This window comes from Nocardiopsis oceani, assembly GCF_054777395.1.
In genome coordinates, this window is the sequence record NZ_BAAHAR010000021.1 from 17,118 (window position 1) to 31,112 (window position 13,995).

Below are 13,995 nucleotides of genomic sequence, written 5' to 3' on the forward strand. Positions count from 1 at the left end.
GGGCCCCCAACCCCGGGTAACCTCGACCCGACCCCAACGGCAGCAGGAGGATACGTGGTGGCCCACGCCTGGACCGCGATCGACTTCGAGACCGCCAACCAGGACCGCGGCAGCGCCTGCGCGGTCGGACTGGTGCGCGTGGTCGACGGCGAGGTCGTGGACCGGTACACCACCCTCATCCGTCCACCCGAGCCGGTCGCCTACTTCTCCCGGCACAACACCGCCGTGCACGGAATCACCGCCGCCGACGTCGCCGACGCCCCCGGCTGGGAGTCCGTGCGGCCCCGCATCCTGGAGTTCGCCGACGGGGGCGCCCTGGTCGCCCACAACGCCGCCTTCGACATGGGCGTGCTGCGCCAGGCCTGCGGCCACACCGGTCTGGACCTGCCGGCCCTGGACTACGCCTGCACCCTGGCGCTGTCCCGCCGCACCTGGGACCTGCCCGACCACCGCCTGCCCACGGTGTGCGCGCACATCGGCCACCAGGTCACCCACCACCACCGGGCCGACGCCGACGCCGAAGCCGCCGCGCGCATCATGATCGCCGCCATGGACCGCTACGGCACCAGCTCACTGCCCGAACTCTCCCGCGCCTCGCGTATGCGCCTGGGCCGCCTGGAAGCGGTCGCGGCCCGCCTGGTTGCGTCCGTGCCGGCCACCGCGCCCACCGCGTCGCCCATGGAAGACCGCTACGGCCGCTGGCAGCGCGTTGCCCAGATGCCCCTGCCCGTCCCCTCCCCCGACGCCGATCCCGCCGGTCCGCTCTATGGCCGCACGGTGTGCGTTTCGGGTGACCCGCAGGCGATGGACAAACCCGAGATGTGGAAGCGCGTCGCCGAGGCCGGCGGCACCCCCGCCAAGAACGTCACCAAGAAGACCGAAGTCCTGGTCGTGTGCGGCAGCGACCACGGCGGCAAGACCTCCAAACACCGCCAGGCCGAGGCCTACATGGCCAAGGGCCAGCGCATCGACATCATCACCGAGGCCGAACTCATGGCCCGCCTGGGTATGGCGTCGGCCTGACGTCCGTGACTGGTCCCCGAAGGCCACACGCTCCTCACCAAGAGCCATAACGGTGGGGCTCGTCGGCGAGGGCTTCGGCGAGCATCCGATGCCCCTGCTGCTCGAACCGGTCGTCGCCGACTTGATAGGCCCAGATCGCGGTGCCGATCGCCTCGCGGATCCGGTTGCGCTGCCAAGCCGCCTGCTCTCGCGGATCTGCTCGGTAGCCTTCGAGGAAGGCGGCTTCGAGCGAGGCGTCAGAACGGAACTGCTGCGCGGACAGCCGGGCCAGATCCGTAAACGCCGGACGGAGGTCGGCACGCCCGAAGTCGATCACGCTGACCGTTTCCTCGTGTATGAGCCAGTTCCGGGGCTGCCAGTCACCATGGGTCGGCACCAACCTGCTCGGCGGGGTCGGCCACGACTCCACCATGTAACGGAGCCGCGTGCCCACGTCGGGGTCGATCCGGTGGGGCTTGTCCAGCCACCGCAGCGCCTTTTCCTGCTCCCGCGCCTCGAATTCGGGGTCGTCGACACTCTCCTGCTCGTGCAGCCTGGCGAGCAGCTCGCCGGCCTGCCGATAGGTGTGTGGTTCGCACTCATGGTCGGTTCCCTCGACCAGCCTGCCGGGCAGGTACCGGGTCACGAGGAGCTTTGCGTCACCATCGGCCTTCACGAGCTCGGGAGCGCGACCGATCGAGGTCCAGGGCCGCAGCCACCTGTGGTGGGCGCGAATCTCCCGGGCGAGGTGGCGGTCGTTCTCGTCACCGGCTTTGACGATGAAGCGCTCTGCCTCGCGGCGCAGCTCGAGCACCGTCGTGCCGACGAGTCCCCAGCTGTGGTCGACGACCACCTCGGCAGCGGGCAGCCATGTACGGACGAGCTGCTGCTGGCGGGGGGAGAGCCCGCCGATCCGATCCTTCACGGATTCAGACTAGCCAGTCTCGCCCGCCGCCATCGTCACCCCGTGGTCCTCGTTGACCTCCTCCCTCTCGTGAACCGAGAGGGATTCCGACCAGACCCACAGGGCCTGGTGGCGCTACGCGCCTCGCGGCGGCAGCAGGTTCCTGCTTCACAGACATGGCTACCCAGAGGTCTCCCGCCCCTACTGCGCAGGCTCCGCCATGCTCGCGCAGCGGGGGCCCGGCTGGCACGGTTCACCCTTGCGGGCTAGTCCATCCGCATGACCCTTGGTTATCGGACCATTGCACAAAGTACTAGAACATTCTCACTCCCAGGACGGCTATCTCCGCCCTAAAGGACGGAGTCTGCGCCGCCAACAAGCCGGATCAGCGGCGGGGCGAGCACGCCAAGGAGTACCGCCACCACGGCCAACCCCAGCGCCAGCGCCGCGAAGGCGGTCCGAAACCGTCGTTCGGTCCGGGGTTTGCGGGCCGACCACCATGCGGCCAGAGCACACGCCACGGCCCCGGCCAGGGACATCACCGCCCACCGCAGCACCCAGTTCTGCCACACGCCCTGTTCGATCGGACCGTAACCGCCGGTGTTGCCCATACTGGCAATCAACTGCAGCGCCAGCCCCACCAAGGCCAGGACCGCGAGTGCGGCGACCGCCCGGCGCCGCGGCACCCCTCCCCAGCGGAGCACGGGTAGGGTCGTTGCCCACACCAGGCCCAGGAAAGCCATCGCGAACGGCCACATCCACGGCACGATCAGAGTGAGGGTGAGCAGGCTCCACCCGCTCTCGGCCGGGTTCAGCGCGGGCAGCCACATCAGCGAGGGCGCCGCCGCGCCCACCGCCGCCGCGGTGGCCATGGCCCGGTGCGACGGTGGCTGGCCTGTTGATCCTTGCTCTTCGGGGGTGGTGGAGGAAGCCATAGCCTCCGATTCAACCCGATGTCCTCCCGCTCCGGCTCGGGGAGCCGGGCACGGGTAGGTGGGTGGTGCGGGCTCGATGCCACGAGCCCGTGGCCGACACAGGTCCTGTACAGGCTAAACAGGGGAGCCCATCATGACGTTGAACCACATTCGGCGCGGCAGCGGGACCCCGCTTCTGCTGGTGCACGGGCTCGGCGCGGGCTGGCGGTCTTGGTCCCCGGTCATCAACGGGTTGGCTGAGCACCGGGAGGTGATCGCGATCGACCTCCCGGGGTTCGGTGAGAGCCCGCCCCTGACCGGCGAGGTCTCGATCGAGACGCTGACCGACGCCGTCGCGGAGTTCATCGGGGAGCAGGGCCTTGAAGACGTCGCCACGGCCGGACACTCGATGGGTGCACGGATGGTGCTCGAGCTGGCCCGTCGTGGGGTCGGCGGCGATACCGTCGCCCTGGGGCCCGGCGGCTTCTGGAACGACCGCGAGCGCGCCGCCTTCGGTGCCACCCTGCGGCCGTCGATCGCTCTGGTACGAGCGCTGCGCGGGGCGCTGCCGACCCTGGTGGGCAACCCCGTGAGCAGGACGGCGCTGCTGGCCCAGCTGTCGGCTCGGCCCTGGGACCTGTCACCGGAGACGGTGTTGCCCGACCTGCGCGGCCTGGCGGATGCTCCGTCGACCACGGCGGCCCTGGACGCGTTGACCCGGGGCCCCGATCAACGGGGGGCTCCTCGGGGCACCGTTCCCGGGCGGGTCACGTTGGGGTGGGGGCGCCAGGACCTGGTCACCGTGCCCAAGCAGGCTGTTCGCGCACGGGTCCGGTTCCCGGACGCGCACTTGCACTGGTTCCGGCGGTGCGGCCACTACCCGCAGTGGGACCGGCCGGAGGCGACGGTCAGCCTCGTGCTAAGCGGCACGGACTGAGGCCGTTTCCCATGAGGGCACAGCTGAGCGGAGGCCCCGGCTCCGACCTGTGAGGGAACGGAGGGTTCGGGCTTCTCTCTGACCTGGGTCTCGACACCTCTGGCGGGAGGAGGTAGCTTTGCCGTAGTCCGGAAAGCGCTTTCACAAGAAAGGTGGACTCGATCCATGAGAGATCACGTGCTGGGCGTCGCCATGAACGGCGTCACCGGCCGCATGGGGTACAGACAGCATCTGACCAGGTCGGTGCTGGCGATTCGGGATGCTGGAGGGGTCGAACTCCCCGACGGTTCCCGGGTCATACCCGAACCGGTTCTAGTGGGCCGTTCGGAGCACAAACTGCGCGCCATCGCAGAGCAGCACGGCATTGAGCGCTGGACCACCGACCTGGACTCGGTGCTGTCCGATGACGATGTCCCCCTCTACTTCGACGCCCAGATCACGCACGCCAGAGAGGCCGCGGTCCGGTCGGCGATCGCCGCCGGCAAGCACATCTACGTCGAAAAACCCACGGCCGGCACACTGGACGCCGCCCTTGAGCTGGCCAAGCTCGCTGAGCAGGCCGGGGTGCGCAACGGCGTGGTCCAGGACAAGCTCTTCCTTCCGGGCCTGATCAAACTCCACCGCCTCCTGGACAGCGGCTTCTTCGGAAAAGTTCTTTCCATCCGCGGCGAGTTCGGTTACTGGGTCTTCGAGGGCGACTGGCAGCCCGCCCAACGGCCCAGCTGGAACTACCGGGCCGAGGACGGGGGCGGGATCGTGCTGGACATGTTCCCCCACTGGCACTACGTCCTCGAGCACCTCTTCGGCTCGGTGCGCACGGTCACCGCGCGCACCGCCACCCACATCCCCCGGCGCTGGGACGAGCACAACGAGCCCTACGACGCCACCGCCGATGACGCCGCCTACGGCATCTTCGATGTCGGCGACGGGATCATCGCCCAGATCAACTCCTCCTGGAGCGTGCGGGTCAACCGCGACGAACTGGTCGAGTTCCAGGTGGACGGCACCCACGGCAGTGCTGTGGCCGGGCTCCGCGACTGCCATGTCCAGCACCGCAGCGCGACCCCCAAGGCGAGCTGGGACCCCGACGCCGTCGACCCCGTGCGCCACCGCCAGGGCTGGACCGCCGTCCCCGACAACGGCGACTTCCCCAACGGCTTCCGCGCGCAGTGGGAGGAGTACCTGCGCCACGTGGTCCTGGGCACCCCCTTCCACCACGACCTGCTCTCCGGAGCGCGGGGCATCCAGATGGCCGAAGCCGGCCTGCACTCCGCGCGCACCGGCCGTACCGTCGAACTCGGTGAGGTCTCCACGTCGTGAACACCCTGAACCTGCCCTCCGGTGAGGGCACCACGGTCCCCTTCACCCTCAGCGGGGCGGCGGCGGACATCGCGCCGCGGCCCCCGGCCAAGTGCCGGACCGCCTACGCGGCCGCCCACGTGGTCGCCGACCCCCAGCGCCCCAACGCGCCCGGTGCCCCCGCACAACTGGACTGGGAGGCGACCCTGGCCTTCCGCCACCACCTGTGGGATCAAGGACTGGGCGTGGCCGAGGCGATGGACACCGCACAGCGCGGCATGGGCTTGGACTGGGCCGCCACCGCCGAGCTGATCCGCCGCACCGGGGCTGAGGCCCGCGGCCGCGGGGCCCTCCTCGCCTGCGGGGTCAACACCGACCAACTCGGGTCTTCGCAGGCCGACTTGGAAAGCGTTATCACCGCCTATCACGAACAGCTGGAGGTGGTCCAGGAGTCCGGAGCCACCCCCATCATGATGGCCTCACGCGCCCTGGCCGCGGCCGCGGAGGGCCCCAAGGACTACACCCGCGTCTACTCCGCGGTCCTGGAGCGCGCCGAGCGCCCGGTCATCCTGCACTGGCTGGGCACGGCCTTCGACCCCGCGCTCGCCGGATACTGGGGCTACGACACCCCCGAGGAGGCAGTGGAACCGGTCGCCGAGCTCATCGCCGCGCACGCCGACCGCGTCGACGGCATCAAGGTCTCCCTGCTCGACACCGAACTGGAGATCCGCCTGCGGCGCCTGCTCCCGGACGGGGTCCGCCTCTACACCGGGGACGACTTCCACTACGCGGAGCTCGTCCTGGGCGACGACCGCGGCTACTCGGACGCACTCCTCGGGGTCTTCGCCGCCATCGCCCCGGCCGCTGCCCGGGCCCTGGCGGCCCTGGACCAGCAGGACACCGACGGCTACCTCGCCCAGATGGAGCCCACCGTGCCCTTGGCACGCCACCTGTTCTCCGTGCCCACCTACTACTACAAGACCGGTATCGCCTTCCTGGCCTGGCTGAACGGCCACCAGAAAGGCTTCCACATGGTGGGCGGACTGCACAGCGCCCGCGACCTCCCGCACCTGGCGCACACCCTGCGCCTGGCCGACGCGGCCGGGGTGCTGTCCGACCCCGACCTGGCGGCCGACCGCATGCGGTCCCTACTGCGGGTCTCGGGGGTGCCTCAGTGAGCACAGCCGAATCCCCTGCCCGCGCGGGCACGGTCCCCGCACCGGTGGACGTGCCCTCCAACCGGCGAGCGCGGATCGACACCCCGGCGCCCGGTGACCCCCGTTTGGCACGTCTGTCACTCAACCAGGCCACCGTGAAGCGGTGGACCCTCACCCAGGCCGTGGACGGGTGCCTGCGCGCTGGGGTACCCGCCGTGGGCCTGTGGCGCGAACACGTCCACGAGGCCGGTCTGGAGCACTCCGCGCGCCTGGTCCGCCAGGCGGGGCTACGAGTGTCCTCCTACTGCCGAGGCGGGTTCCTGTCCGATCCGGCCCGGACCGACGCCCTGGACGACAACCGGCGCGCCATCGACGAGGCCGCCGAACTGGGCGCCCCGGTACTGGTCATGGTCGTGGGCGGGCTGCCTGAGGGAGACCGGGACCTGAACGGCACCCGGGAGCGGGTCCAGGAGGGAATTGCCGCCCTGGCCCCCTACGCGGCCGAGCGCGGTGTGCAGCTCGGCCTCGAACCCCTGCACCCGCTCTTCTGCGCTGACCGCGCGGTGCTGTCCACCCTCGGACAGGCGCTGGACATGGCCGAGCCCTTCGCCGCGGAGACCGTGGGCGTGGTCGTGGACACCTACCACGTGTGGTGGGACCCGGCGGTGTACGAGCAGATCGCCCGTGCCGGTGCGGCGGGCCGTATCTCCTCCTTCCAGGTGTGTGACTGGATCACCCCGCTGCCGGCTGAGGCCCTGCTGGGCCGGGGCATGGTCGGTGACGGCCACATCGACGTGCGTTCACTGCACCGGGCGGCCCTGGACGCCGGTTACGGGGGCGACGTGGAGTGGGAGGTCTTCAACGAGGACGTGTGGTCGGCCGACGGTGACGAGGTCATCGCCACGATGGCCCGCCGTCACGCGGAGTACGTCCTGTGAGGGTGACCGGTGTGCGGGCTCGGGCCCACCGGCTGCCCCTGCACAGGGCCTGGGACGGCGGGGTCGACCGCAACGACATCGTCGTGGTCCGGGTGAGCACCGATGAAGGGCCGATCGGCACGGGCTTCTCATGGACCCCCCTGATCGGGGCGCGGGCGGTCGAGGCGTTGGTCAACGACGACCTGGCCCCGGCGCTGGTGGGTCGCGAGGCCCACCCCGGCCTGTGGGACGAGGCGCTCTGGCACCTGCGCGAGGCGGGCACGACCGGGCTGACCCGGATGGCCCTGGCCGGGGTCGACATCGCCCTGTGGGACCTGCACGCGCGCTCGCTGGGTGTGTCCTTGGTCGGGCTGCTGGGTCGGCGGCGGGAACGGGTCGCCACCTACGGCAGCGGTGTGAACCTGGACTACTCGCTCCCGGACCTGCTGGAGCAGGTCCGGGGGTGGGTGGAGCAGGGTCACCGCGCCGTGAAGATCAAGGTGGGCTCGGACGCGGCCGACCGCGACGTGGAACGGGTGGGTGCGGTGCGCGACCTCCTGGGCCCCGAGCGGCTGCTGATGGTCGACGCCAACCAGCGGTGGGACGTGCCGCGCGCTGCCCGGGCGCTGGCGCAGCTGGCGCCCTTCGATGCGCACTTCGTGGAGGAGCCTTTGCCCGCCTCGGACCTGGCCGCCCATGTGCGCCTGCGCGGCCGTACGGATGTGCCGTTCGCGCTGGGTGAGAACCTGCGCTCGGTGGCGGAGTTCGAACGGTTCGTGGACGAGGGCGTGTGCGACGTGGCCCAGCCGAACGTCGTGCGGGTCGGGGGAATCACCCCGTTCCTGCGGATTGCCGAGGCGGTGGCCAGGCGCGGGGTGCCCGTGGCGCCCCACTTGTTGCCGGAGCTGTCCGGTCAGCTGGCCCTGTGCCTACCCAAGGTCGCCATGGTCGAGGACATCGACCACGCCTCCTTCGCCGCTCTGGGTGCTTTGGCCGCGCCCAGCGGGGTGGAATTGGCGGGCGGCCACCTGTCCGCCGATACCGGCTCCGGCCACGGGTTGGTGTTCGCGGACACGCTCGCCACACTCCCCTAGCACGCGTTGGCGGGCGAGAGGTGGCGGCGGTTGCGCGAGGAGCCGCCGCCACCGTGCGGCCGGACACCGTGTCCGGCCGCACGGCGTGGGGGCACGCGGGCCGCCATGGTGGCGGTATCCGGTGAGGTGGCGTGGTCAGTCCCTGGGCGGGGCCGTGCTCTCCCGTCCCATCACCGAGCCTTCCACGTGCACCACGCGCGGCTCGCCCCGGTAGTCGCTGTCCAGGGCCAGTGCGGCGGCGCGCTCGCCCATCTCCTCCAGGGGCAGGCGCACGGTGGTCAGGGAGGGGGTGAGGTCCCGCAGGGTGGGAATGTCGTCGAAGCCCGCAACGGACAGGTCGTCAGGGACGGTCTTGCCCATGTTGCGGAGTGCGGCGATGGCGCCTGTGGCCATGACGTCGTTGACGGCGAACAGGCAAGTGGCGTCGGTTCCCAGGGTCATCAGGCGCTGGGTGGACTCGTAGCCGCCGTCGCGGGTGAAGTCGCCGTGCACCACGTTGTGGTGGGCGAGTTCGAGCCCGGCTGACGAGAGCGCCGAGTGGAAGCCGTCCAGGCGCTCGCGTGCGGTCCGCAGGTTGGCGGGGCCGGCCAGGATGGCGAAGTTGCGGTGGCCCTGAGCGATGAGGTGCTGCGCGAGGGCGGCGGCCCCGGCGTGGTTGTCCGGGGTGACGGTGTCCGCGGGCAGGGTGGCCTGCGAGACCAGGGCGACCCGTCCGCCCTGGCGGCCGAACGCCTCGATCTCCGAGGCCAGGCGGGTGTCGCTGGTCTCGCCGATGGATCGGGAACCGGCGATCACGATCGCCTTGGCCCGATGCGCGCGCAGCGCGGAGATGATGCGCGTCTCCGCCTGCGGTGAGCGGTTGGTGGTACCCAGGACGAGGACCAGCCCCAGTTCCTCGGCGTACCGGGTCACGCCGGCGGCGATCTGTGAGAAGTAGGGGTCGGCGATGTCGTGTACGACCAGGCCCATCAGTGAACTGCTGTTGCGCGCGAGGGTCTGGGCGGAGGCGTTGGCCAGGTAGCCGAGTTCGCAGGCGCTGGCCTCGACCTTCTCCCGCAGCCGTTGGCTCACCTGACGCGTGCTGCCGTTGATCACACGCGAGGCCGTCGCCAAGGAGACTCCGGCGTGTTCGGCGACCTGCTCCAGAGTCACGTAACCGGGATCCACTCCCTTGCCCCTCCTGCCTCCGCTGGGAAAACTCTTTCCTAGCGTAGCGGAGGTGCGGGGTTGTCCCCGCGTACCCATCTACGCCTGCTCCGCGGGGCGGAGGTGGTCGCACCAGGTGCGCTCCGGCTTCCAACCCAGGTCGCGGTAGGCGCGCTCGGAGGAGAACACCGCGCGCCCGTCGGCCAGCACCGAGGCGTGCTCGGCGGTGGCGGGGTGCAGGCGCGCCAGGTGGGCGTCGACAGGTTCACGGGAGAGGGGATCTGGGGCGACGGCGTTGTAGACCGTGCCGGTGGGGACGCGTTCGGGGTTCTCCACGGCCAGGGCGAAGAGTTCGGCGACGTCGTGGGCGTCGACGTAGTTGAACAGGGAGCCGGCGGCCAGGGAGGGGTCGTCCAGGCGCTCCTGGATGGTGTGGCCCTGCTGGGTGGGGGCGCCCCGCCATTCCTCGGGGGCCACCACGTAGCCGGGGCGGATCGCCGACAGCACACAGGTGTCGCTGGAGCGTGCCAGTGCGCGCACGGTCTCCTCCACCACCGCCTTGCTCAGCCCGTAGGCGTGCCAGGGCGCTACGGGGTGGTCCTCGTCCAGGGGCAGGTAGCGGGGGGACCAGGAGGGGGTGTTGTACCCGTAGACGGTGGGGCTGGATGCGGCGACTGCGCTGCGGGCGCCGGCCGCCGCAGCGGAGGCGAGTACTTCCCAGGCCAGGGAGGTGTTCACCCGCAGGGTTTCGGCGTCGGGGCGGACGAAGGGGACGGCGATCCCCGCAAGGTGGACGACCGCCTCCGGGTTGGTGCGGGCGAACAGCTCCGCCCGTGCCCCGGTGTCGAGCAGGTCGCAGACGGCAGTCGAAACGCCCTCGGGTTGCGGATGTTCCGTGAGGTCCACAGAGGTCGTCTCGTGTCCGCGCGCGGCCAGTACGGCCACGACGCTGCGCCCCAGCCGTCCGGATCCTCCGGTGACGAGCACGCGCATGAGTGCGGTTCCTTTCCAGTCCCCCGGGGTGGGGCGTACTTTTCGTGGTCGTGGTGGGTCAGGCCGCGTTCGCGACGGTTTCGGCCAGTGCTTCGTAATCGGCTACCGGGCCGTCGGTGACGGCGGTGCGCAGGCCCAGCTCGAGGGTCTGTCCGGGAGGCAGGCGCACCGGGGTGTCCCAGGCGGGCGCGGGGCACACTCCCGGGTAGTCCTCGGCCCGGAGGAACCAGGGGTCCGTGCGTGGTCCGGGTTGTTGGAAGAGCAGGGTCCACTGGGCCTGGTCGGCGGCGGCCCCGGACAGGGCGAGCCATCTGGCGCGGGAGCCGTGCAGGGCGGCTTCTCCGGAGGTTCCGTCGGGGCCGGTGACCGTGGGTGGGCGGTTCCCGATGGGGGCCCGCCAGAACACGCCGCCGTACCCGGCCCCGGGGCGGCCGTTGGTGGCGGGGCTGCCGATGCTCAGCTCCGCGCTCGAGGTGTTGCGCAGCGTCGAACGCAGGTCCAGCACCCAGGTCGTGTCGTCCAGGGGCAGGGCACGCAGGGTCCGTTCCTCGCGCAGGAGCTCGTTGCCTTCGGGGCCGGTCCAGGTGAGCAGCTCGGTCGCCCGGTCGGGGTGGCGGTCGCTCCAGGAAAGGTGTTCTTGGCGGCCGTGGTTGTCGAGCATGACCGACCCTCGGTCCCGGATGAAGGTCCGCCCGCCCCAGAAACTGGCCCCGGAGACGTCGGCCAGGGTCACGCTGACGCCCAGGTGGTGGAGGTGGTCTTCGGGGCGGATCTCGGTCACCTCCACCCCGGCGAGGGTGCGCACGGGGTGGAGGTAGGGGCGCGGGGAGAGTTCGAGGGGGATGGACTCGCCGCTGTGGCGGGTGGCCACGACGGTGCGGCCGACGGACAGGTTCACGTTCGTGTCTCCGTGGTCGGGACGGGTGCGGGGGGTTGGGCCCAGGCGGCGCCGAGCTCGGAGAACAGGGCGAGGGTGCGTGCGCTCTCGTGCACTAGCGGTGTGACCCCGGGGATGCTCCGATGGGTGACGCCCTCGTGTTCGTACGCTTCCTGGTACTCGGCGGGGACGGGAAGGGGGGCGGGTGCTGTGCGCACGGCCTCCAGGACGTGGGTGAAGCCGCGGGTGCGCTCCGCAGGCACGAGGAGGGGCGAACCGTGGCGCACGTGCGCCACGAGGTTCTCCATGAGGTCGACGCGCCCGTGGGTGGTGGTCCGCGGCGGTTGTCCGGGCCGGTGCAGGGTGAGGCGGTCCAGGGTGTACTCCAGCGTCAGGCTGGCCCGGTCGCCGTGCACGGTGATCGCCGGCGGTTGGCTTTCGGGGGCGCACAGGGTGACGGCGACGGTGACCGTGGTGCCGGCCTCGGTGCGCAGGCGCAGGGAGGAGGTGTCGTCGCTCTCGATGGGGTGGGCGCGGTACATCTCCAGTTCCAGGGCCCGGGGCGCCGTGGTCTCGGCGTCGGCCAGTGCCAGCGCGGTGGCCACGGCGTGGGCGAAGGGGTTGGTGAGTGCCCCGTCCACCACGTCGTGTCCGTCGAGCGTGCGCCGCCCGGCCCAAGGGGCGCGGCCGTAGTAGGCGGAGGTGCGCTTCCAGGCGCCGGCCGCGCCGATCCCGCGGGGGGTGCCCAGAGCCCCTTCGCGAAGCAGTCGGCCCACTTCAGCGATCGCTTCTGAGCCCAGGCTCTGGAAGCCGATCTGGCATGCGCGTCCGGCCGAACGCGCCGCCTCCTCCAGCTGTGTGAGCTGGGTCAGGGAGGAGGTGGTGGGTTTCTCCAGGAGCAGGTGCGAGCCGTGCTCCAGGGCGGTGGCGGCCAAGGGAAGGTGGGTGTGGATGGGGGTCACCAGGACGGTGATGCGCGCCTGTGTGCGGCGGAGGGCCGTGTCCAGGTCGTCGAAGAAGGGGACGTGGCCGTGGCCCTCGAGGTCGTCGTCGGGTTCGGGCGGCTTGCGGTCGCAGACCCCGGCCAGGCGGACGGTTCCCGCCTTCGCTAGCGGTAGGAGCGCGCGCAGGTGGGAGCGGCCGTGTCCGTGGAGGCCCACGAGCAGGAGCGGGATCGGGGAGCTTCGGTTCATGGGTGGGCTCCCTCGAGCAGGTCGGTCACGCGCACGGGGGTGCCTGAGTCCATGGCCGCGTTGGCCGCCAGTCCGGTCAGCAGGGCGTTGCCGCCATCAGCGTGGTCGGGGCGGATCCCGTCGTCGCCCCCGCCGAAGAGGGAGTCGAGCATGGCGGTGTCGCCGCCCCCGTGTCCTCCACCGCCGACACTGGTGGGGATCTCTTCCGGGGGTTGCCAGTGGCGGCGCAGCAGGAGCCGGGCCGTGGTGTTCTCCTTGGGTGCGGGCATGCCGCGGACGGGGTGGGTCTCGTCGTGGTCCGGTGCGGTGCTGGCGAACTCGGTCATGTCGAGCTCGAGCCGGCCGCGGCTGCCGGTGATACTGAGCCGGTAGCCTTCCCAGGGCGCGTAGGCCACGAGGTGGTAGCTCAGGCGCACTCCGGTGTCGTATCTGACCAGGACCGACATGTCGTCCTCGATGGTGATGCCGGGGCCGAAGACGTTGAGGTCGCGCTGGTAGCCGTCTTCGTGTTCGGCGTCCAGGTACAGGGCGGTCATGTCGGGGCTGTCCCGCATGTGCAGGGCGAAGGGGTCCTTCTCCGCGGACTCGGAACCGTGGCCGCGTTCGTAGCCGGTGGAATGGCCGTGGCGCTGTCCGTTGTCCTGCCCGTAGAAGAACAGGCCGCCCCAGGCGAAGACCTCCTCGGGCCGGGCGCCCACCCACCAGTTGACCAGGTCGAAGTGGTGGCTGGCCTTGTGGACCAGCAGCCCGCCGGACTGGGTCTTGTCCCGGTGCCAGCGGCGGAAGTAGTCGGCGCCGTGGCGCAGGTCGAGCAGCCACTCGAAGTGGACCGAACCCACCTCGCCGATGGCGCCGGAGGCGATGAGGTCGCGCACTTGGCGGTGGACGGGGTTGTAGCGGTAGTTGAAGCCGACCGTCACCCGGCCACCAGTACGTGTCTGGGCCGCGTTGATCCGGCGCAGGCCCTCGATGTCGGCGGTCATGGGTTTCTCGGTGATGGCGTCGACCCCGGCTTCCAGGGCGGCCACGACGTAGTCGGCGTGGGTGCGGTCGACGGTGCACACGATCACTTCGTCGACCGCCTGCTCGCTGAGCATGCGGGTGAAGTCCTCGGCGCTGTATGTGGGAACCGGGTCGCCGCCGCTGTCGGTGACGATCCGGTTGTGCACGGCCATCCGCGTGCGGTTGGTGTCGCACAGGGCCACCAGGCGTCCCCGGTCGCTGTGGGTGCCCACGAGTGCGTGGGTGTACATCCGTGCGCGGGAGCCCGTACCGACGATCGCATACCTGCGTTGAGTGGTGTCGTTCACAAGGCGCATGGTAAACGCTTTCCCCAGCGGGCCACAAGGGCCCACAAGACACCTTGGAGATCACCGGCTGGGGAAAGCCACCACGGAAGCAGAACTCTATGAATTCAATCGATCACTCAAGGTGAGTATTTCAGCAGAATGAGCGCCCGGTTGGAAAATAACGATCTGGTGCGTGCTTCGAGTTCGGGGGGAAACAGGGCGTTGACAGCCCCGAAACCCGGTGCTAGAAACTGACTATCTTAGTAGCTGGAT

At 70.7% G+C, this 13,995-nt stretch carries 13 protein-coding genes; 6 read left to right on the plus strand and 7 right to left on the minus strand.

Annotation, left to right across the window (positions count from 1 at the left end; genetic code table 11):
* Positions 1-57: 57 nt before the first annotated feature.
* Positions 58-1,023, plus strand: a complete 966-nt coding sequence (locus ACYVDG_RS13825) for an exonuclease domain-containing protein (RefSeq protein WP_460751320.1) — start codon at positions 58-60, stop codon at positions 1,021-1,023.
* A gap of 34 nt (positions 1,024-1,057) precedes the next feature.
* Here the strand turns inward: ACYVDG_RS13825 and ACYVDG_RS13830 are convergent, their stop codons facing one another.
* Positions 1,058-1,927 (minus strand): phosphotransferase, encoded by an 870-nt coding sequence (locus ACYVDG_RS13830; protein WP_460751053.1) that lies wholly within the window; start codon positions 1,925-1,927, stop codon positions 1,058-1,060.
* A gap of 329 nt (positions 1,928-2,256) precedes the next feature.
* Positions 2,257-2,841, minus strand: a complete 585-nt coding sequence (locus ACYVDG_RS13835; RefSeq protein WP_460751056.1) for a hypothetical protein — start codon at positions 2,839-2,841, stop codon at positions 2,257-2,259.
* Between the two features lie 133 nt (positions 2,842-2,974).
* Between ACYVDG_RS13835 and ACYVDG_RS13840 the strand changes: the two genes are divergently transcribed.
* The 5 genes from ACYVDG_RS13840 (at position 2,975) to ACYVDG_RS13860 (ending at position 8,224) form a co-directional block, all read left to right on the plus strand.
* On the plus strand, positions 2,975-3,757 hold the full coding sequence (locus tag ACYVDG_RS13840; protein WP_460751060.1) for an alpha/beta fold hydrolase: 783 nt from the start codon (positions 2,975-2,977) through the stop codon (positions 3,755-3,757).
* 165 nt (positions 3,758-3,922) lie between these two features.
* Positions 3,923-5,077: a Gfo/Idh/MocA family protein gene (locus tag ACYVDG_RS13845; RefSeq protein WP_460751064.1), complete on the plus strand. Its 1,155-nt coding sequence runs from the start codon at positions 3,923-3,925 to the stop codon at positions 5,075-5,077.
* The gene (locus ACYVDG_RS13850) at positions 5,074-6,234 is read left to right on the plus strand and encodes a dihydrodipicolinate synthase family protein (protein ID WP_460751067.1); all 1,161 of its coding nucleotides are present in this window, start codon (positions 5,074-5,076) and stop codon (positions 6,232-6,234) included. Before ACYVDG_RS13845 ends, ACYVDG_RS13850 begins: the two co-directional genes overlap by 4 nt.
* A complete protein-coding gene (locus tag ACYVDG_RS13855) occupies positions 6,231-7,151 on the plus strand; it encodes a sugar phosphate isomerase/epimerase family protein (protein ID WP_460751070.1) in 921 nt (306 codons plus the stop codon). Before ACYVDG_RS13850 ends, ACYVDG_RS13855 begins: the two co-directional genes overlap by 4 nt.
* Positions 7,148-8,224: a mandelate racemase/muconate lactonizing enzyme family protein gene (locus tag ACYVDG_RS13860; protein ID WP_460751073.1), complete on the plus strand. Its 1,077-nt coding sequence runs from the start codon at positions 7,148-7,150 to the stop codon at positions 8,222-8,224. Before ACYVDG_RS13855 ends, ACYVDG_RS13860 begins: the two co-directional genes overlap by 4 nt.
* A gap of 135 nt (positions 8,225-8,359) precedes the next feature.
* Here ACYVDG_RS13860 and ACYVDG_RS13865 read toward each other — a convergent pair whose 3' ends face one another.
* From ACYVDG_RS13865 to ACYVDG_RS13885, 5 genes are all read right to left on the minus strand, one after another.
* Entirely contained in the window at positions 8,360-9,391 is a 1,032-nt protein-coding gene (locus ACYVDG_RS13865) for a LacI family DNA-binding transcriptional regulator (protein WP_460751077.1), read from the minus strand.
* Between the two features lie 78 nt (positions 9,392-9,469).
* Complete coding sequence (locus ACYVDG_RS13870) at positions 9,470-10,363, minus strand: NAD-dependent epimerase/dehydratase family protein (RefSeq protein ID WP_460751082.1); 894 nt, start codon at positions 10,361-10,363, stop codon at positions 9,470-9,472.
* A 58-nt stretch (positions 10,364-10,421) separates the two neighbouring features.
* Positions 10,422-11,261, minus strand: a complete 840-nt coding sequence (locus ACYVDG_RS13875; protein ID WP_460751085.1) for a DUF6807 domain-containing protein — start codon at positions 11,259-11,261, stop codon at positions 10,422-10,424.
* Positions 11,258-12,433, minus strand: a complete 1,176-nt coding sequence (locus ACYVDG_RS13880; protein WP_460751088.1) for a Gfo/Idh/MocA family protein — start codon at positions 12,431-12,433, stop codon at positions 11,258-11,260. The genes ACYVDG_RS13875 and ACYVDG_RS13880 overlap by 4 nt, the downstream gene beginning before the upstream one ends.
* Complete coding sequence (locus ACYVDG_RS13885) at positions 12,430-13,743, minus strand: Gfo/Idh/MocA family protein (protein WP_460751091.1); 1,314 nt, start codon at positions 13,741-13,743, stop codon at positions 12,430-12,432. The genes ACYVDG_RS13880 and ACYVDG_RS13885 overlap by 4 nt, the downstream gene beginning before the upstream one ends.
* Positions 13,744-13,995: the final 252 nt, after the last annotated feature.